We start from the raw sequence: 23,984 nt of genomic DNA on the forward strand, positions 1-23,984 counted from the left end.
TCTCTCTCTCTCTCTCTCTCTCTCTCTCTCTCTCTCTCTCTCTCTCTCTCTCCAGAACTCGTTCGCGAGCTTGCCGCACGGCAGCCACTGCGCATGGTCTTCCTCGACGAGGAGTTCGAGCATGATGCGGCGAGGATCAACGCTGAACAGATCTTCCGCGAACTCTCACCGCTCACCGAGGTCAAGGCGATCTGAGTGGTCACCGCGTCGATCCGAGAACGCCCACGCGAATTCGCGTGGGCGTGGTTCGACGTGCTCTGCGTCCTTCGCTGGGGCTGGTGTGTGATGGAGAAACGCTACCTGCACTCACCCGACCTCACCGCACGCAACGTCGAGCGGATCGCCGAGCTGTTCCCTAGCGTGGTGGTCGAAGCCCACGACGCCGATGGTAGCGTGACAGCTTCGGTCGATTTTGACCTGCTGCGTCAGGAACTCTCCGATCACATTGTGGAGGGTCCACAAGAGCGCTATCAGCTCGACTGGCCGGGCAAGCGTGCGGCAACGTTCGCAGCGAACGCACCTATCGCGAAGACTCTGCGCCCAATGCGCGAGGAGTCGGTCAACTTCGATACGACGAAGAACCTCTTCATTGAGGGCGACAATCTCGATGCGCTCAAGCTGCTCCAGGAATCGTATCTGGGCAAGGTCAAGATGATCTACATTGACCCTCCGTACAACACAGGCGGTGACGCATTCGTTTATCCGGACGATTATTCTCGGACTAATGAGGAATATTTGGCTTTCTCTGGACAAATAGGTGAATCTGGGGTTCGACTCGAGAGCAACTCCGAGTCGAACGGTCGGTTTCATTCAGACTGGCTCACGATGATGTACCCTCGCCTGAAACTTGCTAGAAATCTGTTGACAGAAGACGGTGTTATTTTTGTCTCCATAGACGACAATGAGTCCGGCCCTTTGAAATCGATGCTCGACGAAATTTTTGGTGCTTCTAATTTTCTCACTACGGTTGTGTGGCAAAAAGTCTATTCGCCAATGAATAGTGCAACACAATTTGCGTCAGTTCATGACTATATCCACGTATATGCGAGAAGCGGAACTCGATGGGAATCCAACCTTCTTCCACGTACCGCTGAGCAGGACCAGGCGTATAAGAATCCGGACAATGATTCTCGTGGTCGTTGGAAAGCGGAGAATGCAACAGCGGCCGCAGGTCACGCGACTCCGAGCCAGTTCTACGCACTGACAACACCAGCGGGCAACGTTTTTACGCCGCCGCCGGGCAGAGCTTGGCTCTATACGGAACCGCGTTATCAAGAGATGGTTCGGGACAATCGGGTGTGGTTTGGCGAGAGCGGTCAAGGGCGTCCTGCGATTAAACGCTTCATGAGCGAAGTCAAGCAGGGGCGGGTCGCGCAGACTTTGTGGCCATACACGGAAGTTGGTCACAATCAAGATGCCAAGAAAGAACTCCTTGCCCGGATTAACTTCGGCGCATCTGACGTCGTGTTCAGCACACCAAAGCCCACCAAACTTATTCGGCGGATGTTGCACCTGGCGACTAATCCGCAAAGTGAAGATATAGTGCTTGATTTCTTTGCCGGTTCGGGGACAACAGCAGATGCGGTGATTCAGCAGAATTTGCACGATGGAGGAAACCGTCGCTTTATATTGGTTCAACTTGATGAACCTATGGGCGCACCAGAGGGATCGTTTCCGACGATTTCTTCGCTCGCTATGGAAAGGGTACGGCGTGCGGGACAAATCTCCACTGACGGTGTCATGACGGCTGAGGCCTTTGATGTCGGTTTTCGAGCTCTCCGTGTTGATACTTCATCTAAAATTGACGTCTTGCGTCCTGCTGAAACCAGCACCCAGGGTCTTTTGGCCTTACTGGAGACGAGCATCAAGGCGGACCGCACAGGTGAGGACCTGCTTCTCCAAGTTCTCCTCGATTGGGGTCTTGAGCCTACGGTTCCGATTGCTAGTGAGGACATCGATGGTTGTGAGGTTTTCGCAGTCGATGACGACGCGCTGCTCGCCTGTTTCGCTGAGACCGTCACACCTGCCGTGGTCATGGCTCTCGCAGTTCGCGAGCCCTTGCGCGTAGTGTTCCGTGACGATGCATTCGAGTCAGACGCGGCACGGATCAACGCAGAACAGATTTTCAAGGAGATTTCTCCTTCTACAGAGGTAAGGACCATCTGATTTGAAGCTCCAGTTCAAGGTTCAGGAGTACCAGACCGAGGCAGTCGACTCCGTTGTTGACATCTTCGCAGGACAGCCCCGGCGCGACGGCACCTCCTATCGGATCGACCCAGGTGTATCTGGGTCCGGCCAGAATAGGATCTTCGATGATTCGGGTCTGGCGAACGCACCTATCGAGTTGTCGCGTCCCCAATTGCTTGAGAATGTTCACCGAGTACAGGGTTCACGAAACCTTCCGCTGTCCTCGGAGCTGAAGGATTCGAAGGCCGCTCTGGGTGCTCCAAACCTTGACGTGGAGATGGAGACCGGTACAGGCAAAACGTACGTTTATATCAAGACCTTCATGGAGCTTAATAAGCGCTATGGATGGTCGAAGTTCATTATCGTCGTGCCCTCCGTTGCGATCCGAGAAGGCGTGAAGAAGTCATTCGACGTCACCGCGGATCATTTCCAGTCGATCTATGGCACCAAGCCGCGCCCGTTCATCTATGACTCCAAGCAGCTGCACGAGCTGGAGCGATTCAGCTCCGATGCCGGAGTCCAAGTGATGATCATTAACATCCAGGCCTTCAACGCCACAGGCAAAGACCAACGGCGCATCTACGACGTCCTCGACGACTTTCAGTCGCGTCGTCCCATAGACGTCATCAAGGCCAACCGCCCAATCGTCGTGATTGACGAACCGCAGAAGATCGGTGCTGACAAGTCGCTCAATGCACTCGCAGAGTTCAATGCCCTCATGGTTCTGCGTTACTCGGCTACTCACAAGGTTGAACACACGAAAGTACACCGCCTCGACGCACTGGATGCCTACAACGCGAAGCTCGTGAAGAAGATCGCCGTCCGAGGTATAACCGTCAAAGGGCTGGCTGGTTCCACTGCTTACCTGTATCTCGACAGCATCATCCTGAAGAAGGGTGCTGCACCGACCGGACGTGTTGAACTGGAAGTACAAACCAAAAGTGGTTCGATCAAGCGAATAACACGGATGGTGGAGAAAGGCACCAATCTGCACGACCTGTCCGGAGGAATCGAAGCATACAAACCGGACGGTCAGGCACTGTTCATCACAAATATCGACGCGACACGTGACATCCTTGAACTTTCTAATGGTGACATTGTCACTGCCGGTCAGCTCGCCGACCGTGATGTAACCGAAGAATCCAAACGTCGTATCCAGATCCGCGAGGTCGTCCGGGCCCACATCGCCAAGGAACGGGAGCTCTTCGCTCAGGGAATCAAGGTTCTTTCACTATTCTTCATAGACGAGGTCGTAAAATATCGCGACTACGGTCGCGTGGAGAACCACGGAGATAATCTCGGAGATTATGCTCGTACCTTCGAAGAAGAGTACGAAGCCATCCGGGCGGAGATCCTTGGTGAGCTTGAACTTGATGCCGCCACTGCCGAGTACATGAAGTATCTCCAGCGTGACGAGGTTGGATCCGTTCACGAAGGATACTTCTCGATCGACAAGAAATCCAAGCGACAGATCGACGGTAAGGTTTCGGGTCGAGGAGACGACAAAGGCCAGTCCACGGACATCGACGCTTACGATCTGATCCTGAAGAATAAAGAACGCTTGTTGTCATTCGACGAGCCTGTCCGGTTCATTTTCTCGCACTCCGCACTGCGCGAAGGTTGGGACAACCCGAACGTGTTCGTCATGGGAATGCTCAAGAAATCTGACAATACTGTTTCACGTCGCCAGGAGATCGGCCGTGGTTTGCGTCTCTCTGTCGATCAGCATGGTGAACGCATGGACAATCCAATCACAGTGCACGAAATTAACGAGTTGACCGTCGTAACCGATGAGTCCTACACAAGCTTCGTGAAGGGACTTCAGGACGAAATCTCGAAGTCGCTGGCGTCACGACCACGCAAGGCATCGGTTGAGTTCTTCACGGGTAAGACGATCAAGACGCCAGAAGGCGAGTCGCAGCTTGGGACTGAAGCAGCGTTTGCATTGTACAACTATCTCGTCAAGAATGACTACATTAACGACGACCGCACAATTTCTGAAGCCTACATGGAAGCTAGGGAGAATGGTACTTTCGCTGTCCCGTCGTCGCCGATATTAGCGCCGATAATGGACTTTGTCTGGCCAGTAGTCGATGCCCTTTATCTGGATGTCTCCATGATCGGTGGTGACGACCGTGCCATGAAGAAGATCCCGCTGAACGAGGCGAACTTCGCCAAGCGGGAGTTCAAGGAGCTCTGGGGGCGGATCAACCACAGGTCCGTATATCAGGTCGAGTTCGACTCCAAAGAATTGATCGCCAAGTCCATTAGCGCACTGGATACGAAGCTTAACGTGACGGGGCTCCAGTACGTCGTGGAACACGGCAAGCAGCTTGCGGCTCTCGAAGTTGACCAGCTGAAGTCCGGAAAAACATTTAAGGTTGCTGGTCATTCGCGGGAAACCGAACAGATCACAGCTAGTTCCACAGTCAAGTACGACTTGCTGGGGGAGATTGCTGAGAAAACACTGCTAATCCGCCGTACCGTCTCCGCGATTCTGAGAGGAATCCGCCCAGAGACTTTTGCGAAGTTCCGACTCAATCCGGAACAGTTTATTGCTGAGGCTGCCCGTTTGATTAGCGAAGAAAAAGCGACAGTAATCGTAGAGCATCTCACCTACGACTCGCTCGAAGACCGCTTCGACACTGCTATCTTCACAGAGAACCAGTCTGCACAGGACTTCAAGAAAGCTAGCGAGAAGCTAACCAAACATGTCTACGACTATGTAGTTACTGACTCCCAAGTTGAGCGCGACTTTGTGGAGAAACTCGACACCAGTAGAGAAGTTGCGGTCTACGCAAAACTTCCCCGTGGGTTCTTCATTCCAACTCCGGTGGGAGATTACAACCCTGACTGGGCTATCGCTTTCGAAGAAGGCTCAGTGAAACATGTCTACTTCGTAGCCGAAACTAAGGGGACCATGTCGAGCTTGGAGCTCAAGGGCATCGAGGACGCGAAGATCAAATGTGCAACCAAGTTTTTTGAAACCCTCACCAAACAACGCCAGGGAGAAGTTGTCTACAAGCAGGTAGATGGCTTCGATACTTTGATGGCGCTGGTTGGTAAATGAACAAGCAAATTTACGATCGAAGCGCTGAAGTCGCGGCGGTGCTTGAAACGGAGCAAAGCCGTTTGGGTGACACCTTCCGTGGCGACCGCGATGGCTTGAGTTTAGAACAACAGGCAGAAATCGCAGGGGCGAAGGGCGGTAACTATGGGTACAACAACCGGGTGACCATCAAGGCACTTACTGATGGCACTCTCCCAACAGGACCCACGCTGGCTTTGCAGGCCGCTCGAAGACTACGTACCTTGCTAAAACGGACTGATCTTTCGCCGGAATTGCGAGTTGATTGGGTTGCGCTGGAAGAGCAATTAACGCATCGCGCAGAAGACAGGATTGCCGCAGAGGTCGAAGAGGCTGCCACTAGTCGCGCAACCACGGAAGCAGAGTCAGTAGGCTCTCCAGGGATTTACGTTTATACACTGCCGCATTATCTGAAATACCCGATCGATGCGGAGACGGGGAAGACGTATTTGAAGGTTGGGCATTCGTCACGTGACGCTGTCCACCGCGCAGGCTCGCAGAGGCGCTTCACCGCGCTACCAGAAGATCCGATCCTGCTTCGAATCTATCCAGCTGAATCGTCGTTCGAAGCAGAAAAGAAATTTCACGAGTGGCTGCGCATGGCCGACCACTATGGTGCGCGTACACGTCGAGGAGGAACCGAATGGTTCCTGACTTCAACGAAATTCCTCGACCATATCGCGGCTGAGCTTGGTTTAGAACGATGGACAGTGAATGACCTTGATGCAGGCGATAACTGACCGGTCAAGCCTGTCGGATATACGCGATCCGAACTACATAAATCCACGTGGCCACGACTTCAGGTCGACGCTACTTGAAAGTGTCAGGGCATAGCGTCAGTCACGGCAAATGGGCATTGGCAGTTCAACCGGTTGGTCCAACCGATCGCTATTCTAATTATCTTCTTGATATCGAGTTCGACCGGAATAGATTTTCAGAAGCTAGGCTCTAATTGATCTTAGTGTTGCAATAAAGTAAGAGAATGAGCAATTACAAGGTTACAGACCGCAACGCAGTCCTAAGCGCGCTGGCGGAACATGATCGAATCGGACGAATACATTTTCTAAAAAAGTATGGATACGGTGAAGCTAAAGAATACGTCGTAATTGAATCCGGCATGCAGTATGACTCCAAGGCTATTTATGGCGTCGCCCATTACTATCAACACGGAACGCCCCTTGTATCTAACGAATTTAATGGCGGAATTAGTCAGGTTGTGACCCCTTTGCGGAACCTCGGATTTGAAGTTCGAGAACTGGGTGACCTTGCAAACTCGGTATCGATTGAGGAGGCTGAAACCGATCCCAAAACGTTCATCGTGCTCTGGAATCCAAAAGGATGGCCTTGGGATGCTGAAACCCGGGCCAGATGCCAACAGGAAATTCGCGAAACTGGCGTATTCATGGAGGAGTGGTCGATAGGAGGGCGTCGCGGGGGAGTACGTGAAAACGACCGGTTTTTCTTGCTCAAGGTTGGAGATCTACCTCGGGGCGTTATTGCTTCTGGTATAGCGCTAGGACCTGTGGTTGAAAGAGCCCACTGGGATGCTCATAACTCAAAGTCGTTGACTTTCTTCGCCGACATTGCTTGGGAAGTACTTTTGGACGAGAAAACACTTCTCCCTAAGAAGACCTTGGCAAACAAGATACCGGAGAAGAACTGGACGATTCCTGGGGGTGGGATTCAACTATTGCCGGATCAGGCCCAGCAGCTTGAACATTTATGGGCGGAACATTTAAAAAACATCGCCCACGATTCTGGAGCAGCTGTTAGTGTCGTCGGTACAGGAGTAGACGGAGCTGACGGCATTGAGCCCGAGTACACCACCGCAACTGTCAAGCGACGAAAGCACCAGCACAAGTTCCGGAGATTATTGTTGGGCGCAACAGATCATCCTGCTTGTGTTGTTTGCGGATTTGACGAGGAAATTCTACTGGAAGCCGCACATCTTATTCCCGACAGTCAAGGTGGACCGTCGAACCTTGAAAACGGCCGACTACTCTGTTTAAACCACCACAGGGCGCACGACAGAGGCATGTTTCAATTTGAAGGTGATGATGATGTTTGGGCTGAGGGGAGCCAACCATTTGGTCCGCCGGAGGACTGGAGCATTGAGGACTAGCTTAAAGTATTCGACGACGGGGCCCATAGGATTTTCACTTCCGGAAATGCCGAGCTTTCACTACTAGGCACTGGATGTGGTTGTGTGCCCAAAAAGTAGCGCGGTGATTTTGCGAGTATTCATGTCCGAGAATGGACACCGACCGATGCGTTCCAAATTCTTTGCTCTCAGCTTCACTGCTTCACGCTAATCAATCGTCAGCCTGCTCCTCACGTACACCAGCAACTACCGCCTCCACACGGTCAGCGTACGGTACAACAGCATAGCCTCCGACAATCTTCGTTGTATTCATGGACTGATCAAGCACTGCCCGCCGGGGCTAAAGCTCATTGAATATCCGTCGCACTCAACACCCCACGCGTGTTCTTTGACGGCTCCTAGAAGTGTTTTAGGCATGCTGAGCATCTTGAACCACGCCTAATTTCCAATAGCCCATTTAATGGCATAAGAACCCTGTCAGCACCAGCGTTGAGGACTATCAATTCATTGAATAACAATGACTGATCGAGGCTGATGACTGCTCAGATTCTCAAGAATAAGAAACCATTGCCGGCTAAACCAACGAACTGTGCAAAACGAAAGAGATAGTCAGACGCCGTTGTTTCCAGCATGCGTCAAAGTTTGAGACAAAGTAGCTTTCCATTGAGGCGGCGCGATAGATTCAACCTGAAAACCAGCTCTGGATAGCCTAGGGACGCTGACTTTTTTTGGGGGAACCTGCGTTGAATTTGCGTGCACATCTTGATGCCGATGCCTTTTCCAAGCTCTCAGCGCTGGCAACAAAGCCGACGCCTCGCGAGAAGGTGCCTGTTGTCAAGAAGTTCACTCCACGAGTAATCAAGCCGTCGGCTGATGAGAAACGGCGTCTCGCCAAGACGAAGGCAAGAATTGAACGTCATGAACGCGGGAAACAAGCGAACAAAGTGCGATCAGTCGTCCCGGAAACGTCGGAATCAACTTCAGCCAAAGTAAAAGCGAATCGCAGCCGAAAAATGGTGTCAACGACAGCTGAGGCTCGCAAGATCAACGGGATGCCTTTACCAGCGAATACCGTGCCTGCGTCGAGAAAATCGGCGCTGGCAGCGAACCCAATGCCGAAACAAGCCAGTCACAAAGAAGCGCCACAGGATTTGCGGCCGCAGGTTGCGACGAAACAAGCAATGAAAACGATGCACAAGAAGTATCGGAAGCCGGATGCCAAAATTCGACTGGAGGTGGCTGAATCTCAGCTTGAGCTCTCAGAAAGCGAGCTCCTCGCACTCTGCGATGAGCTCAGCATCGAGCCGCTGTCCAAAGACGGCCTGGAGTACTTGACTGGTGCTGACTTCGAGAAACTGCGGTACCACTTCCCGGTGAAGGGGCTTGAGCCAAAACTCGCCACATCTCCGACTTTCGAAGCGCGGCTCCGCCAGACCTATGGCGCTGATGATTGGGCGGCTGAGGGAACCCCACTGGAACGATATGAAGCGAAGGAAGCTCATCGTAGCAAGGAGCATCATCCTGCCAAAGAAAAGGCCGACGCGGATCGGGTGCCATACGTCAAAATTGTTTCAGGCGGTCTGCCAACCCTCGGCAGAGGTCATAAATAGGCTTCAGGGCTAAGCCTGACATTACTTATTTGACGCGGCAACTTGTACAGTTCTGGTGCTTGATTCAGAAACTAATTAAAAAACGTGATCTCCAGATACATCAGTAACTGTTCTGTATCAACACCTCGGTAACAATTCATGTATCGAGTCATCAGTGACTGTGAGTTAGTTAGCCGCATGTTTCGCAGGAGGCGAACCAAGCCAGTTTCGGAAACACTGGAACTCTTTGTTATTCGTCCAGAAGCTATGCTGCGCGCTGATGGTTCAGCGCGCAGCAAGCGATATTGATTATGGCATCGGTAGTGGCTCATCGAGCGGTTGCGCCTTCGCGCTCATGTCGATTCCCAGATCCTTGGCGAACACGGTTCGAGTTCCGGTGTAAACACCATCCTTGTTTTCGTTGAGTTCGAAGACACGAGCGCCACGCAAATGGTGGTTCTCGGCATCTCCTAATCCATAGGTTCCGAAGCCGGTACCCGGACCGTAGCCGAGCTCAATGCCGTAGTAATCGCCCTTGAAGGTATTGATGTGGTCGTGGCCGCAGTACACGCCACGAACATCTCCGCGTTCCTGCAGGGCAGTGAACATGCCGGAGTTGAAGGCACCGGTGTAGATGCCCTCGTTCTTGACTCCTTCAATGGAGTGCTTCTTGATTGCCTTCTGATGGTCGGCATCGTTCGAAGTGAACTGGGAGCCGTACCACATGTGGTGGTGTTCCCACAGGGGGATGTGGAAGAACATCAAAGACTGGACCTTGCCGTAACGGTTTTCGGTAGCCTTGGATGCCTCGCGGTACCAGGCGATCTGTTCTGGCCGGATCCAGTCGTAGGACATGAGGCCCTCGAAGTCCTGTCCGCCCACAGTCTTTGGAGCGTAGCGGTTCGAATCAAGCAGCCAGATGCCGAAGGCGGGCTTTGCGTTCTTGGAAGATGCGATCAGCAACCGGGTGTTCGATTCGCCCTGGATCTTGTCATTCTTTGAGTTGGTGTTGAACTTGTAGCTGCGAATGAAGTCCACGAGCTTGGCTTCGTCCATGCCGGTGCCGTTGGAGATCGAGTCCTCATCATGATTGCCAAAAGTCAGCGCCCAAGGGATGCCCCGGGATTCCATTGGCTGCACAACGTTGTTGATGGCCTGCTTGACCTCTGTGGCAGTTCTCGACGATCCATTGATGACATCACCGTTAATGAGCGCGAAGCCTTGCTTTTCGGTATCCAGCACCTTGTCTATCAGCTCCAGAGTGCGACGATCGGTGCGCGGGCCATCCTGGGTGTCATTGAACTGGACGATCTTGAACTTTCCGTCCGATGCGAACTTAAGCTTCGGGGTTGCCGCTGAGGCTTTCTTGGCCGGTGCTGCGGACGCGGCCGCACCGTTGGCTGCGAATAGCCCGGTAATCGCGGCGGCGGTGCCACCAATTAGTACTCCGCGACGGGGGACAGAAGAAGAATTGCTCACGCAAGCGCCTTTCGCTTTTATTAGATAGCCAGCCACAGGGTTGGTTGGCCGATAACCCCTAGAGCGTAGGGATGGCCAGTGACGAAACAGTGAAAATTGGAAGTCGCTGGCTTACCCTGCGCATAAATAAAACGGCTGAACAGGCATCTCGGCACCTAACTTAGACGTATCTGCGTAATAGGTCACGAAATTTGATGGCCTAGACATCAAACGTCTAATGTTTCAACGTGATCGACAACTCATCTGAACCTCTGATCCAGCCGCCTGACAGCGAGGCCCGCAAGCATTCGTGGCGCGTAGGTGCCCTTGCTGTTGCAGCGGTAATCCTCGTCGGGCTGAACCTGCGCATGGGCATCGCTTCGGCTTCTCCGCTCTTCCACGAATTGCAGGACATGCTGGGCTATGGCACGTTCATCGCCTCGTTGCTGCCCACGATCCCGGTGCTCTGCTTCGCGATCGCTGGCGCCGCGACGAGCATGGTGATCCGACGCACCGGACTTGAGCTCGGGATCGCCATCTCCTTGCTGCTACTGACTGGCGGATTGGCCTTGCGCGTTGTCGATTCAACCTGGGCCTTGCTGGCCGGCACAGTAGTAGGAATGAGTGGTCTGGCCATCTGCAATGTCGCCATGCCATCGTTCATCCGGGAGCATCACGGGAACCGCGCTGCGTCGATGACCGCTGTGTACACGACCACCATGTCCATCGGCGCGACGCTGGCCTCCGCGGTCAGCATTCCGTTGGCAGTGCAGGCAGGCTCGCCGACCACGGCCTTGGCCTTCTGGGCGATTCCCGCCGGTCTGGCCTTGCTGGTTTTCATTCCGCTGTCGTTTTCAGGACAGCGCCCTGCTGCCCAGCCCGGTGTGCATGCACCTACCTGGCCACTGCTGGTTACGCGCAAAGGCCTGCTATTCACCACCGTTTTCGGCATCCAGTCGCTGCTGGTCTACACCGTGGTCGGCTGGCTGCCCCATATCCTTATTTCACGCGGGCTGGAACCGGCAGCCGCTGGCCTGATGCTGGGGATCGTGCAGGCAGTGAGCATCCCGACTGTCATGGTGATGCTCTGGATGGCCTCGAAGCCGAGCTTGCTGCGTGGTGCGTTCGTGGTGACCACCAGTTGCTCGGTGCTCGGCTTCACCGCCTTACTGCTCTTGCCGGTAGAACTTTCCTTGCTCACCTCGGTCTTCATTGGCCTTGGTTTCGGGGTGTTCCCGCTGGTAATGCTCATGCTCAGCCGCAGCAGCGGAAGCGCAGAGGAGACCACAGCACTGTCCACGGTCGCCCAGTCCGTCGGCTATCTGATCGCTGCCATTGGGCCCTTCGTTCTGGGGCTCTTGCAGGGTGCTTTGAATTCGTGGACAACCGGACTGGTGATCATGCTGTCTTTCGCATTGGTGCAGCTCTTGTTCTGCTACAAGCTGGGAGGCTTGCGTACCGAGGCTGATTCCCGGCAGCTGACTGAAGTGGACGGCTCGGCTGAAGCGGAGCGGTCATGAGCAAGATGCCGCTGCATCCTCCACTAGCCGATGAGATGGTGGCCAAGTTGCAGGACGCCGTAGCGAAGGGGCGCTGGAAGGTGGGGGACCGGATTCCCGCCGAACCGGAGCTGATCGCAGAAATGGGTGTCTCCCGCGGTACGCTGCGCGAGGATATCAAGTCCTTGGCACGGACGGGGGCGTTCGAGGTTCGCCGAGGGGATGGTACGTATGTGCGGGCCACCAGTGAAATCAGCGGGACCGCGCAACAGGTGTATCGGGAACATGCCGACCAAGATGTGCTGCAGGTGCGTTTCGCCTTGGATACGCAAGCTGCACGGCTGGCTGTGCAAGTTGCCGATGCGCAGGTGGTCCAGCGCTTGCGCTCATTGCTGGGGCAACGGGCCGAGGCTTGGAAAGCACAGGATTTCCAAGCTTGGGCGCAAGCCGACTGGCAGTTCCATCTGGAGGTGGCGCGTGCGTCCGGAGTTCCCTTGATGCATGAGATCTATGAGAGCTTCGGCGATGTTTTCCATGGCACTAAAATGGTCCAGCGGTTAGCCGACGGATTCGATGGCTGCCTGTACGCGGGCCATGAAGCACTGGCCGACGCAATCGAAGCTGGCGACCCAGAGGCGGCTTCCAGAACCGTCATTGAAAATCTCGACTACTGCATGAGCTGGATGCGTGAACTTCCGGTTACGAGTTACCTTTGCTCATGACGAAACAACCAGTTGCTTAAGCTAAACAGCGTTCATTTGCGCAACGTTGTCCTTGACGACGGCTTGGAAATCTCCGCCAGTAGTCGCGAAAATCTGTCGCTGGATCTGGTATCCAGCGCCACGCTCAATGAGGCGTATGATTCCCTGAAGTTCGTCTTGGCAGCCAAGCTGTTCGGCCACCGGAGCTAGACGTTTCACCTCGTTGCGGAGGTGGTCGGTTACCAGCATTTCATCGCCTTGGGCGTTGAGAATAATGATCGCGTCGAGTCCGTAGCGGGCTGCACGCCATTTGTTCTCTACTCGGTGCCAGGCCGGCATGACAGGGATCTTGTAGCCCGCTTCAAGCGACATGGACATGTCGTGGACTAGGCACTGGGTTAAGGCAGTAATGGCAGAGATGTCGTCCAACGAGCTCATGCCATCGCAGATGCGCATTTCCACGGTACCTAGGCGGTTGACCGGGCGGACGTCCCAGCGAATTTCCGAGATGTCATCGATGACGCCGGTATGGAGCATATCGGCCACGTAGGCTTCGTACTCCGACCATGAATCAAAGTGGAAAGGAATCCCTGCGGTGGGAAGCTGCTGGAACATTAACGCACGCTGTGAAGCGTAGCCGGTATCTTCTCCGCCCCAGTAGGGGCTGGATGCACTGAGTGCTTGGAAGTGTGGCTGGTAGTTGATCAGACCGTCGGTGATTGGCAGGGCTTTTTCGCGGTCGTCCAGTCCTACGTGTACGTGGATTCCGTAGATGACCATTTGGCGTCCCCACCATTGGGTGCGGTCAATGAGGTTTGCGTAGCGTTCTTTGTCGGTCACCGGCTGAGAAGTTGGTGCGGCGAAAGGGTGTGAGCCTGCGCAGTAGAGATCGACGCCCATGGGGTCGGTGACTTCACGGAGCCGCCGGACGTTGGCGCGCAGCTCATCCGCTGCATCAGCCACGGTGCGGTGCACTCCGGTCACAACTTCCACGGTATTCATCAGCAACTCAGGCTTGATGGTGGGGTGCTCTTCGTCTGCGGGAATTCCAGCATCTTCTTTGAGCTTGTCCAACACCTTCTCGGCCACGGAGCATAGGTCAGCGTTTTCACGATTGACCAACGCAATTTCCCATTCAACACCGATAGTTGATTGGGGCGAGTCGGCGAATTCGATCTTTTGCACGTAACTCCTCATTGCGTGATGGGCTCGAAAAACTACCGAGCCAGATGGCGGGTGGGCGGTGGCTACCCACGCAAGAAACGGAGGATATCCATATTTATTGTATTTGCTCCCTGAGCCTGCTCAGTGCAAGACATGGAACGAGGTGCTTAGTGCGGCTGTACTTCGAAGGCTACGCGCTTTTCTCCCAGGCGGGCCAAGATGAGTGTTGCCTTGTTCTTGGCGCTCTTTGGGGATCCTGACAGCAAGATTCGGCGCAACTCTTCGGGGGTGACGTCGACACCGCGCTTCTTGATATCCAAGGAACCAATACCGTTGGCCTTCACCCAGCTGCGCAACTTTTTCACGTTGTAGTCGTGAACTGCGAGTACTTCGAAACCACGTGCGAAGGGCGTGGTGATCTTTTCTGCATGGGTGAAGTACGCGATGTGCTCATCTAAGAGATGTCCACCGGTCTGCTCAAGCATGGTGCCAATGAGGTGTGAACGGATGACCGCACCATCTGGTTCATAGACGTGCGCTGCTAGATCTCCGACAGGTGCCTTGGCGTCCTGCTCTACGGTGACCGAGCTAGTTAGTTCGTGTGCACCATTCTTATCGATGACCAATGCGGCACGGGCAATGTCTTGGCGTTTGAGTTTGCTGAACCACAGGCAAACTTCAATCACTGAGCCATGATCTGAAATCCAGACGGCTTCGGCGCCTGCCGGAATGGCTTCGTGAGGTATTCCTGGACCGAGCTTTACGCCAACATCCATACCGTTATCGACTAGTTTCTCCACAAATGGCAGCGGAGGGGAGAACGCCTCAGGATCGAAGAGTCGGCGTGAGGCGCCAGAAATATCGGTTCGCCGCGCTGGGTCTAGCCAGACGGCATCAATTCCTGTCAGGTCTGTGTCTTCTGCGGTGCCGTGGCGTACCTCGGCATTATCAAAAGGCATGAGATTGAGCGTGACCGCAGCTGCCGTCGTCTCATCTTTCTCTACGGCGGTGACCTTCAACCCGGCGCTGGCCATGGCAATGGAGTCGGCGCCAATGCCGCAACCGAGGTCTGCCACATGTTGGCTTTGGGCCTGCTCAAAGCGGCGCGCATGCAGCCCAGCGATCATCAGACGAGTGGATTGCTCCAACCCTGCAGGGGTAAAAATCAGAGTGTCGGCAAAGGGGCCAAATTTAACCCGTCCGCGGTAGCGGAGTTCCGCTTGAGCGATCACGGCTCGAACTACCGCGGCATCGTGTCCGTCTTTGCGTAGCTTCTCATTCAGAGCCCACGCAGAATCTTTGGACGCCACCATAGAAGGATCAATGGTAGCGAGCAACGACCAACCCTCGGGGGAGAGGAGCGCTGCAAACTGGTCGTTAAGAGTTGAGTCATTTGATGCCTGAGCCATAGGTTCCAGCCTATCGGCATTCCTTGGATAACCGTGCGTACTAGCTTCTGCGCGTAGTGCTGTGTGAATCACGGAGGTAAAGGTGGGTCTGCTTGGCGAGGGATAGTTGGATTGCTGTGCCTGCAATATTGCTCTGCCTCTTGCGCCGCGCCTCTGGCCGGGTATAGCTAAACACCGAAAGTCCGCTCTGCGCGAACCGGTGTGACGAACTAGGGCAATCATTAGCACTCACCTTGACCGAGTGCTAATTCACGGCCTAAAGTCATCAGTGGGTGCCAAGCGCGAGCTCTTGCTTACGCGACGCACACCGCCTGACTGGATCACACCAACTGGCACCGCGACGACGGTTGGTCCAATGCCATAGGGCGAAACCCTACATTCATTGGTTCATACACGAAAAGGAGAGACCATGTCTGTCTCCATCAAGCCACTCGAAGACCGCATTGTCATCAAGCAGGTCGAAGCCGTAACCACCACCGCATCCGGTTTGGTCATCCCTGATTCCGCTAAGGAAAAGCCACAGGAAGGCACCGTTGTAGCAGTGGGCCTTGGCCGCATTGACGACAAGGGCAACCGTATTCCTCTGGACGTTGCTGAAGGCGACGTAGTCCTGTACTCGAAGTACGGTGGAACCGAAGTTAAGGTCGGCAACGAAGAGTACCTTGTACTTTCGGCTCGCGACGTTCTGGCAGTTGTCGTAAAGTAACGCGAACCTCGTGGTTTTATGGTTCCAATCCTTGGATTTGATCAATGATCTCAAAGGATTCGGGGCCAAACTGCGACCTATGCTATTTCAGGAGTTAGTGCATGGCTAAGCAGCTAGCATTTAATGAGGAAGCGCGACGCGCCCTCGAAGCGGGCATTGATAAGCTCGCAAACACCGTGAAGGTCACCCTCGGCCCACGCGGTCGTAACGTGGTCCTCGCCAAGAGCTGGGGCGCACCAACGATCACCAACGACGGTGTCACCATTGCGCGTGAGATCGACTTGGAAGATCCATACGAGAACCTCGGCGCACAGCTGGCCAAGGAAGTTGCCACCAAGACCAATGATGTTGCCGGCGACGGCACCACCACCGCGACCGTGCTGGCACAGGCACTGGTCAAGGAAGGTCTGAAGAACGTAGCAGCCGGCGCTGCACCAGGCGATATCCGCAAGGGCATTGAACTGGCAGTGGAAATTGTTGCCGAACGCCTGAAGGCTAACGCCGTGGCAGTCGAAGACAAGGTTGCCAACGTGGCATCGATCTCCGCACAGGATGACGAAATCGGCGACCTGCTCGCCGAGGCCTTCAAGACCGTGGGCACCGATGGTGTGATCACCATCGAAGAGTCGTCCACCACCGCCACCGAACTGGTCCTCACCGAGGGCATGCAGTTCGACAAGGGCTACCTGTCCCCGCAGTTCATCACCGACGCAGAACGCCAGGAAGTTGTCCTGGAAGACGCAGTAGTGTTGATCAACCCGGGCAAGATCTCCACCGTGGCAGAATTCTTGCCACTGCTGGAAAAGGTCTTGGAGACCAAGAAGCCACTGCTGATCATTGCCGAGGACGTAGAGGGCGAAGCCCTTTCCACCTTGGTAGTCAACAAGCTTCGTGGCCTGCTGAACGTGGTTGCCGTGAAGGCTCCAGGCTTCGGTGACCGCCGCAAGGCAATGATGCAGGATCTCGCGATCCTCACCGGCGCCCAGGTAGTCTCCGCCGAACTAGGCCTGCAGCTGGACCAGGTTGGCACCGAGGTTCTTGGTTCCGCACGCCGCGTGACCATCACCAAGGATTCCACCACCATCGTTGATGGCGCCGGAACCGAAGAAGACGTTGCAGAGCGCGTAGCCCAGCTGCGTGCAGAGCACGCCCGCACCGATTCCGAATGGGACCGTGAAAAGCTGGCCGAACGTCTGGCCAAGCTTTCCGGTGGCATTGGTGTCATCAAGGTAGGTGCCTCCACCGAGGTTGAACTCAAGGAACGCAAGCACCGTATCGAGGACGCTGTTTCCTCGACTCGCGCTGCGCTCGAAGAGGGCATCGTTGCCGGTGGCGGTACCGCACTGGTTGACGCACTATCAGCACTGGACGAAGACGCACGCGTCACCTCCGCCGAAGGCGATATCGCCGCCGGTGTGGGAATCGTCCGCCGCGCCCTGGTGCAGCCACTGTTCTGGATCGCTACCAACGCCGGCTTTGACGGCGCGGTAGTTGTCTCCAAGGTCGCAGAGACCGGACCGAACGAAGGCTTCAACGCCAAGACCGGTGTTTATGAGAACCTGCTCAGCGCAGGCGTCATTGACCCAGTGAAGGTCACCCGTTCGGCACTGGTCAACGCATCCTCGATCGCTGCCCTGGTGCTGACCACCGAAACCTTGGTTGCCGAGAAGGCTCCCGAGGAAGAGGCTCACGCCCACTAAGGAAACAAATCCTTGACCGAATGCCGTCACTAGCAAGAGCACCGCTCTGGCCGGTGGCGGCATTTTGTTGTCTTAAAGCAGGTTTTGAGCCGGGGGAATCACATTGACAGAATAAATGAGTTCACTCATAATTGAATCAAGTCATATTATTCAATGCTGTTTCAGGAGACCTCGGTGCGCGCATTCATTTTTAATAAGTACAACGGCCACCTGCATGAGGTTGACGTCCCAGAGCCAAGCGTGGGGGACCAGGATGTCCTCATTGAGGTTGCGGCGAGCAGCGTGAATCAGCTTGATGAGAAGATTCGCCTCGGTGAGTTCAAAGCAATCCTGCCCTACAAGCTCCCACTGGTCCTCGGCCATGATGTCGCAGGCACCGTCATCAGTGTCGGTGCAAAGGTCAAGGATTTTGCACACGGTGACAGAGTGTTCGCCCGCCCGCGTGATCACCGCATCGGAACCTTTGCGCAACGCATTGCAGTGGATCAGGCAGATGTTGCGCTCGCACCACGACGCGTTGAAGCGATGCAAGCAGCGTCCTTACCCTTAGTTGCCCTCACCGCCTGGCAAGCGTTGGTTGAGCGCGGAAATCTGCGCCCGGGCCAGAAGGTTCTGATTCATGCCGGTGCCGGGGGAGTGGGGACCATCGCTATTCAGCTGGCCAAACACTTAGGTGCGCACGTGGTCACCACAGCCTCGGCAAAAAACGCCGAATTCCTGAAAGAACTTGGCGCGGACCAGATCATCGACTACCGCACCGAGGATTTTGCAGCACAGCTATCGAATATCGACCTGGTGCTGGACAGTTTGGGCGGAGAAATCCTCGCCAAATCGTTGACCGTACTGAAGCCTGGCGGGAAGGCTATTGGCATTACCGGGCCACCCACACCTGCCTTCGCCGCCGAGCGCGGCTTGGGCCCCGTCGTGGGGTTGGTGACTCGTGTGCTCAGTTATAAAGTCCGCAAGCAGGCCAAACGCTTGGGTGTTCAGTTCGAATTCCTCTTCATGAAGTCCAGCGGAAGTCAGCTGCGCCAAATTGCAGGCCTGGTGGACTCAGGTGTCATCAAACCCGTCGTAGGCAAGAGCTTCACCTTTGACCGGGCGCCTGAGGCATTGGACGCACTGTCTGCTGGCGGGCACCGCGGAAAGATTGTCATCGCCGTAAAGTAACGCAGTGGCACGGCATATTTGAGAATTAGGCACGCCCTTGCCTAGCCGGCTAGCGGCCAAGCACCGTGCCGATCTGCGCACGGATCGCTGCGGTCAACTGTGCGGCCGGAATATCCGGGTCCATCGCCGAGGCCATGGATACGTACTGGATCGAGGAGATCACCTGTGCAAGAGTTGCCGCGGTTTGCCTATCGAGGTCCAGGTGTTCGTACAGAAGTTCGGCTAGTGCGTGCTCGGTTTGCCTGACGATGTTCAACGCTGCGCCATGGTGCTCTTCGGTGGGATCGCCGAAGAGCATCTCGCGTAGGTAGGTTCGGCCATTCTGGACCTGCACCCTATTGCACTCCACGATGGGTGCGATGAGCGCCATGACCGCGTCCAAAGCCTCCGCTTTTGCGCCCGCTGCCTTCTGGCCTTCTTCCAGTGCCTTGGCGTAGTGGCGGTTCTGCACCAGCAGCAGCAGCTCACCCTTGGTCTTCGCATAGAGGAACAAGGTGCCGGTTCCGATATCCGCCGCATCAGCGATCTGACCGGTGGTGACGTCATCAACACCATGCGCTGCAAAGAGTTCGCTGGCGGCCGTGATGATCCGTTCAAGCTTTGCCTGCTTATTGCGTTCACGGCGCCCAAGCGGCGGGACTGTCGGTGGCATGGGCCAACTCCTGAAGAATGAAGCGGATAGAGTCATTACTGAGTCTAGTCAATCTTGTGCCGCCAAGCTTCCTGCACCTGCGCACGACGTGGCTCGCCGGTTGTGATGCAATCAGTTCGCCCACCCAAGCGGAGCTAAACCACACAAGTCAGCCAAGTATGGGCACTTCACTAATTAGCTTCTGCAGGGCCGTGCACAGCAAGTACCAAGCTCATTACGAAGTTCACTTGGTAAAATTATTGGTTGTCCGCGCAGACCACGGTCTGGGCGGAGCACTGACCACAGAACTGACAAGGAAAGCTCCACCCGTGTCCCAAGCGATCAGCAGCAGCAAAAACACCGTGCCTTCCGCGGGTTTTCGTGCCGATTTGCAGGGACTGCGCGCGCTCGCCGTGCTCTTGGTGATGTGCTATCACATCTGGTTCTCCCGGGTCTCCGGCGGGGTAGACATCTTCCTGATGCTCTCGGCCTTTTTCCTCACCGGATCGCTCACTCGCAAACTAAGCGGTGGCCAGAAGGTCTCGGTTCTGGGTAACTGGCTGCACCGCTTCTCCCGATTAATGCCGCAGGCGGCACTGATCATCGTGGCTACCGCGGTCACCGCCTGGCTGGTACTGCCGGCCACCGGATGGCTGGCGCTGATCAATGAGGCTTTCTCCTCACTGTTTTTCAAGCAGAACTGGGCCCTGGCCGAGTCCAACGTGGACTACTACGCGTTTAACACTTCCGCCTCCTCACCGCTGCAGCACTTCTGGTCGCTGTCGGTTCAGGGGCAGATTTTCATCATCTGGCCGGTATTGCTGGTTATATGCGCGTTCATCTGGCGGCGGTTCTTCTTCCGGCACCGGTTCGAGCTCATCGCATTCATCATGTTCGCCGCGGTCTTTGCCGGGTCACTGAGCTACTCCATCTATTTGACCGCGGCCGATCAGCGCCTGGCATACTTCCACACCGGCACCCGGATGTGGGAATTTGCGCTGGGTTCCATGCTGGCCTTGGCCTTGCCGCTGCTGGCGCGGTTGCCTGCATGGCTGCGCCGGATCGGTGGCTGGAGCGGGCTGCTGGTGATCGTCTCCTGCGGGGCGCTGCTAGACGTTGAAGGACAATTCCCCGGGTATCTGGCCTTGGTGCCCACACTGGGCGCAGCACTGCTGATTATGGCTCCCGAGCCGAAGTCATGGAAAAACCCTTCCGGGATACTCAGCTTGGCACCGCTGACCCGACTCGGTGGACTGTCCTATGGGATGTACCTCTGGCACTGGCCGCTGCTGGTCTTCTACCTGCAGCTGGCAGGTGTCGAGCACGCCTCACCGGTGGCAGGCATGGTACTTATTCTTGGGTCCATCGGCCTGTCCTGGCTGAGTACCCGATGGGTTGAAAAACCCCTGCTTCGTCTGGAACGAGCCCACGGCCTGCCGATGCTGGCCATGGTGCGCCGTCCGCAGCTGGTCTCCCAGGCCTTCGTCATCGCTTTGGTGGCCCTGGTGGCTGCCGCGCCGATTGCCGTATGGGACTCCAACGTGCAGCAGCGCAAGGTGCAGGCGGCCTCGCAGTCGCCGGAAGAAAACCCTGGCGCTCAGGCCACCGCGGACTGGGACCCTTCCCCGGCAGCGCTCACCTTGCCGCTGCGCACTGACTTAGACACCGAGTGGCAGACGCCGGGGGATCACTGCGAGGGTCAATACACTCCGCAGGATCCGGCGATCATGTTCTGCAATCAGGGCGGGGACCCCACCGTCGTCCCGGACCTGGTTCTGCTCGGCGACTCGCATATCCAGCACTGGTCCGATGCCGCCGCGGCCGCCATCGAGGCATCCGGCGGCAGCTGGGTGATGATCTATCATCCGGGCTGCCGCTACGGTTCGAGCACCATGCCCTGGGATGCCGAAGAATGCGCCGCCTTCCAGGAAGCCGCGCAGCACTACGTCACCAAGCTCGCGCCCTCGATGGTGCTCACCGTCGCCACGCAAACCGTGGGAACCCCGGACGAGTTCGGAAACTCCGCCGCCTCACAGGAAACCATGGTTGATGGCTACGCGGCGGCGATCGATCCGTTCGTGGAAGCCGGATCCCAGGTGATCGCGATGCGTGACACCCCGCGCTTTGATTCCTCCATTCCGGACTGCGTGGGCCGGCACCGCGCAGACGCCGCCGCCTGCGATGCCCCGGTGGCGGACAAGCTGGCCGAGGTCAACCCGATCGGCACCTTCCTGGAGTCACATGACTACGGCTCATCGGTGCGCTCCTTGGAGATGACCTCACTGCTCTGCCCGGAGGGGATCTGCAAGGCGGTGATCGGCAACGTGCTGGTCTACCTCGATGATTCGCACCTGTCTAAAACCTTCGTCAACAGCGCCGCACCGCGCTTCGCCACGGCATTCAGCGCGGCTACCGGGTGGCCGGGGAAGAAATGACGGCCCGCCGGCGTTAGCTTAGACACAGATCTTCGGCGAGAATCGTCTCCCGGCCAAAAGAGATCTACCATTTAAGCAACCTCCGCTTTCGCTCCGAAAGGTTCTTACGTGACTGAGTTCAACCCCTTTGCCTTTGAAGGACTCACCTACGACGACGTCTTGTTGTTGCCTGGCCCAACGGACGTGATCCCCTCAGACGCGGACACCACCACCCGTTTCACCAAGCGCATCAACATTGCGACCCCGATCAGCTCCGCCGCCATGGACACCGTCACCGAGGCCGGCATGGCCATCGCGCTGGCCCGCCAGGGTGGTATCGGTGTGATTCACCGCAACCTGTCCATCGAGAACCAGGCCCGTCAGGTTGACCAGGTCAAGCGCAGCGAGTCGGGCATGATCTCCGACCCGGTCACCGTGCACCCGGGCGCCACCTTGGCCGAATGGGATGACCTGTGCGCGCAGTACCGCGTCTCGGGCCTTCCGGTCATCGATGAAAACCGCAAGCTGCTGGGCATCATCACCAACCGCGACACCCGCTTTGTGCCCCGCGAACAGTTCATGACCACCAAGGTCTACGAGGTGATGACCGGCATGCCGCTGATCACCGCCAAAGAGGGCGTGCCCCGCGACCAGGTCATCGAGCTGCTCTCCAGGAACCGCATCGAAAAGCTGCCGCTGGTCGATGACGACGGTGTGCTCACCGGCCTGATCACGGTCAAGGACTTCGACAAGGCCGAGCAGTACCCGCTGGCCACCAAGGACGACGACGGACGATTGCGCGTAGCTGCCGCCGTGGGCTTCTTCGGTGAAGGCTACGAGCGCGCGATGACGTTGATCGACGCCGGCGTGGACGCACTGGTGGTGGACACCGCCAACGGCCACAGCCAGGGCGTATTGGACATGATTGCCCGGTTGAAAAAAGATCCAGCCGCCGCACACGTGGATGTCATCGGCGGCCAGGCCGCCACCCGCGAGGGTGCCCAGGCACTGATCGACGCGGGCGCCGACGCCATCAAGGTCGGCGTAGGCCCAGGTTCGATCTGCACCACCCGCATCGTTGCCGGTGTCGGCGTGCCGCAGGTCACCGCGATCTACGAGTCCGCCAAGGCTGCCATCCCGGCCGGCGTGCCGCTGATCGCCGACGGCGGTCTGCAGTACTCCGGAGATATCGGCAAGGCCCTGGTGGCCGGCGCCGACTCGGTGATGCTCGGCTCGCTGCTGGCAGGCACCGCAGAGTCCCCAGGCGATCTGGTCTTCATGGGCGGCAAGCAATTCAAGGCTTACCGCGGCATGGGTTCCATGGGTGCGATGGAAACCCGCGGTAAGAACACCTCCTACTCCAAGGACCGCTACTTCCAGGCCGACGCACCTTCCAACGAGAAGCTGATCCCCGAGGGCATCGAGGGCCAGGTCCCTTACCGCGGCCCGCTGTCCGCAGTGGTTCACCAGCTCGCCGGCGGCCTGCGTCAGACGATGTTCTACGTCGGCGGACGCACCATCCCGGAGCTGAAGGCCCGCGGCAAGTTTGTCCGCATCACCTCGGCTGGGCTGAAGGAATCGCACCCGCACGACATCATGATGACCGTCGAGGCGCCGAACTACCGCTCGCGCTAAACCCGCCACGGACCATAGTCCACGCACGATCAACGCCCCGCACCTGTCTCAGGTGCGGGGCGTTCTCGTCCCCGTCCAAAGAAATTCTCCGCACTTATCCACATTCGGTGATGCCCCTACCAGTCCGGTCCACCGCCCCGCGCATACTCAACTCATGAACACCACCGCCGGGGCCACCCTCACCGAACTGCACACGACGCTCACCGAGCTCACCGCAGCCACCGGTACGCCAGAAAACCTCACCGGCGAAACCCTGCGCAAACTCGCCACCACCGGCACCAAGCTATTCACCTTCCTGCGACTGCACCTGGCAGACACCACCGATCCCCGCCTCGCCCTGGAACTAGCCACCACCGGCCAGCACCTCGAAGACGAAGCAGCCCGCCTCCGGGTCACCGGCGCCGACCGGCTCGCCGCCACCAACGCCCACACCCTGGACGAAACAGAACTCGACACACTGCGCACCACACCCCCGGACACCAGCCGCGCGCCGCGCCGCTGCCCGGGTAAAGCAAGCTTCCAAACCCCCGCC

The 23,984-nt window shown here is 56.6% G+C and carries 18 protein-coding genes; 14 read left to right on the forward strand and 4 right to left on the reverse strand.

Annotated elements, in window-relative coordinates:
- The 6 genes from VJ369_RS11970 to VJ369_RS11995 form a co-directional block, all read left to right on the forward strand.
- On the forward strand, positions 1 to 195 hold a 195-nt coding region (locus VJ369_RS11970), incomplete at its 5' end, for a hypothetical protein (protein ID WP_324092303.1).
- Complete coding sequence (locus tag VJ369_RS11975) at positions 196 to 2,166, forward strand: site-specific DNA-methyltransferase (protein ID WP_324092304.1); 1,971 nt, start codon at positions 196 to 198, stop codon at positions 2,164 to 2,166.
- A gap of 1 nt (position 2,167) precedes the next feature.
- Positions 2,168 to 5,257, forward strand: coding sequence for a type III restriction-modification system endonuclease (locus VJ369_RS11980; protein ID WP_324092305.1), 3,090 nt, complete (start codon positions 2,168 to 2,170; stop codon positions 5,255 to 5,257).
- On the forward strand, positions 5,254 to 6,015 hold the full coding sequence (locus tag VJ369_RS11985) for a hypothetical protein (RefSeq protein WP_324092306.1): 762 nt from the start codon (positions 5,254 to 5,256) through the stop codon (positions 6,013 to 6,015). The genes VJ369_RS11980 and VJ369_RS11985 overlap by 4 nt, the downstream gene beginning before the upstream one ends.
- A gap of 242 nt (positions 6,016 to 6,257) precedes the next feature.
- Complete coding sequence (locus VJ369_RS11990) at positions 6,258 to 7,397, forward strand: HNH endonuclease (protein WP_324092307.1); 1,140 nt, start codon at positions 6,258 to 6,260, stop codon at positions 7,395 to 7,397.
- A 722-nt stretch (positions 7,398 to 8,119) separates the two neighbouring features.
- Positions 8,120 to 8,986 (forward strand): hypothetical protein, encoded by an 867-nt coding sequence (locus VJ369_RS11995; RefSeq protein WP_324092308.1) that lies wholly within the window; start codon positions 8,120 to 8,122, stop codon positions 8,984 to 8,986.
- 288 nt (positions 8,987 to 9,274) lie between these two features.
- Here the strand turns inward: VJ369_RS11995 and VJ369_RS12000 are convergent, their stop codons facing one another.
- Positions 9,275 to 10,444, reverse strand: a complete 1,170-nt coding sequence (locus VJ369_RS12000) for a metallophosphoesterase family protein (RefSeq protein ID WP_324092309.1) — start codon at positions 10,442 to 10,444, stop codon at positions 9,275 to 9,277.
- A 227-nt stretch (positions 10,445 to 10,671) separates the two neighbouring features.
- Here VJ369_RS12000 and VJ369_RS12005 point away from each other — a divergent pair, with 227 nt between their 5' ends.
- Both VJ369_RS12005 and VJ369_RS12010 read left to right on the forward strand, forming a co-directional pair.
- Positions 10,672 to 11,943: a CynX/NimT family MFS transporter gene (locus tag VJ369_RS12005; protein WP_324092310.1), complete on the forward strand. Its 1,272-nt coding sequence runs from the start codon at positions 10,672 to 10,674 to the stop codon at positions 11,941 to 11,943.
- Complete coding sequence (locus VJ369_RS12010; RefSeq protein ID WP_324092311.1) at positions 11,940 to 12,644, forward strand: FadR/GntR family transcriptional regulator; 705 nt, start codon at positions 11,940 to 11,942, stop codon at positions 12,642 to 12,644. Before VJ369_RS12005 ends, VJ369_RS12010 begins: the two co-directional genes overlap by 4 nt.
- A 21-nt stretch (positions 12,645 to 12,665) precedes the next feature.
- Here VJ369_RS12010 and VJ369_RS12015 read toward each other — a convergent pair whose 3' ends face one another.
- Both VJ369_RS12015 and VJ369_RS12020 read right to left on the reverse strand, forming a co-directional pair.
- Complete coding sequence (locus tag VJ369_RS12015; RefSeq protein WP_324092312.1) at positions 12,666 to 13,808, reverse strand: glutamate--cysteine ligase; 1,143 nt, start codon at positions 13,806 to 13,808, stop codon at positions 12,666 to 12,668.
- Between the two features lie 146 nt (positions 13,809 to 13,954).
- On the reverse strand, positions 13,955 to 15,196 hold the full coding sequence (locus tag VJ369_RS12020; RefSeq protein WP_324092313.1) for a THUMP-like domain-containing protein: 1,242 nt from the start codon (positions 15,194 to 15,196) through the stop codon (positions 13,955 to 13,957).
- A 409-nt stretch (positions 15,197 to 15,605) separates the two neighbouring features.
- On the opposite strand from VJ369_RS12020, the gene groES reads away from it, so the two are divergent.
- The 3 genes from groES to VJ369_RS12035 all read left to right on the forward strand — a co-directional run bounded on the left by groES (position 15,606) and on the right by VJ369_RS12035 (position 18,772).
- Complete coding sequence (gene groES, locus VJ369_RS12025) at positions 15,606 to 15,902, forward strand: co-chaperone GroES (protein ID WP_096253924.1); 297 nt, start codon at positions 15,606 to 15,608, stop codon at positions 15,900 to 15,902.
- Between the two features lie 101 nt (positions 15,903 to 16,003).
- Positions 16,004 to 17,602: a chaperonin GroEL gene (gene groL / locus VJ369_RS12030; RefSeq protein ID WP_324092314.1), complete on the forward strand. Its 1,599-nt coding sequence runs from the start codon at positions 16,004 to 16,006 to the stop codon at positions 17,600 to 17,602.
- Between the two features lie 174 nt (positions 17,603 to 17,776).
- Positions 17,777 to 18,772 carry an NADP-dependent oxidoreductase gene (locus VJ369_RS12035; RefSeq protein ID WP_324092315.1) on the forward strand — a complete coding sequence of 332 codons (996 nt, stop codon included), beginning with the start codon at positions 17,777 to 17,779 and terminating at the stop codon, positions 18,770 to 18,772.
- Between the two features lie 49 nt (positions 18,773 to 18,821).
- On the opposite strand, the gene VJ369_RS12040 is transcribed toward VJ369_RS12035, so the two are convergent.
- Complete coding sequence (locus VJ369_RS12040; RefSeq protein WP_324092316.1) at positions 18,822 to 19,424, reverse strand: TetR/AcrR family transcriptional regulator; 603 nt, start codon at positions 19,422 to 19,424, stop codon at positions 18,822 to 18,824.
- A 308-nt stretch (positions 19,425 to 19,732) separates the two neighbouring features.
- On the opposite strand from VJ369_RS12040, the gene VJ369_RS12045 reads away from it, so the two are divergent.
- The 3 genes from VJ369_RS12045 to VJ369_RS12055 form a co-directional block, all read left to right on the forward strand.
- A complete protein-coding gene (locus tag VJ369_RS12045; protein ID WP_324092317.1) occupies positions 19,733 to 21,838 on the forward strand; it encodes an acyltransferase family protein in 2,106 nt (701 codons plus the stop codon).
- Positions 21,839 to 21,946: 108 nt separating this feature from the next.
- Positions 21,947 to 23,452, forward strand: a complete 1,506-nt coding sequence (gene guaB / locus VJ369_RS12050) for an IMP dehydrogenase (RefSeq protein ID WP_324092318.1) — start codon at positions 21,947 to 21,949, stop codon at positions 23,450 to 23,452.
- Positions 23,453 to 23,504: 52 nt separating this feature from the next.
- Positions 23,505 to 23,984 (forward strand): hypothetical protein (locus VJ369_RS12055; RefSeq protein WP_324092319.1); only part of this gene is annotated, 480 nt, incomplete at its 3' end.

The organism is Glutamicibacter sp. (genome assembly GCF_035257265.1).
Classification (GTDB): Bacteria; Actinomycetota; Actinomycetes; order Actinomycetales; family Micrococcaceae; genus Glutamicibacter.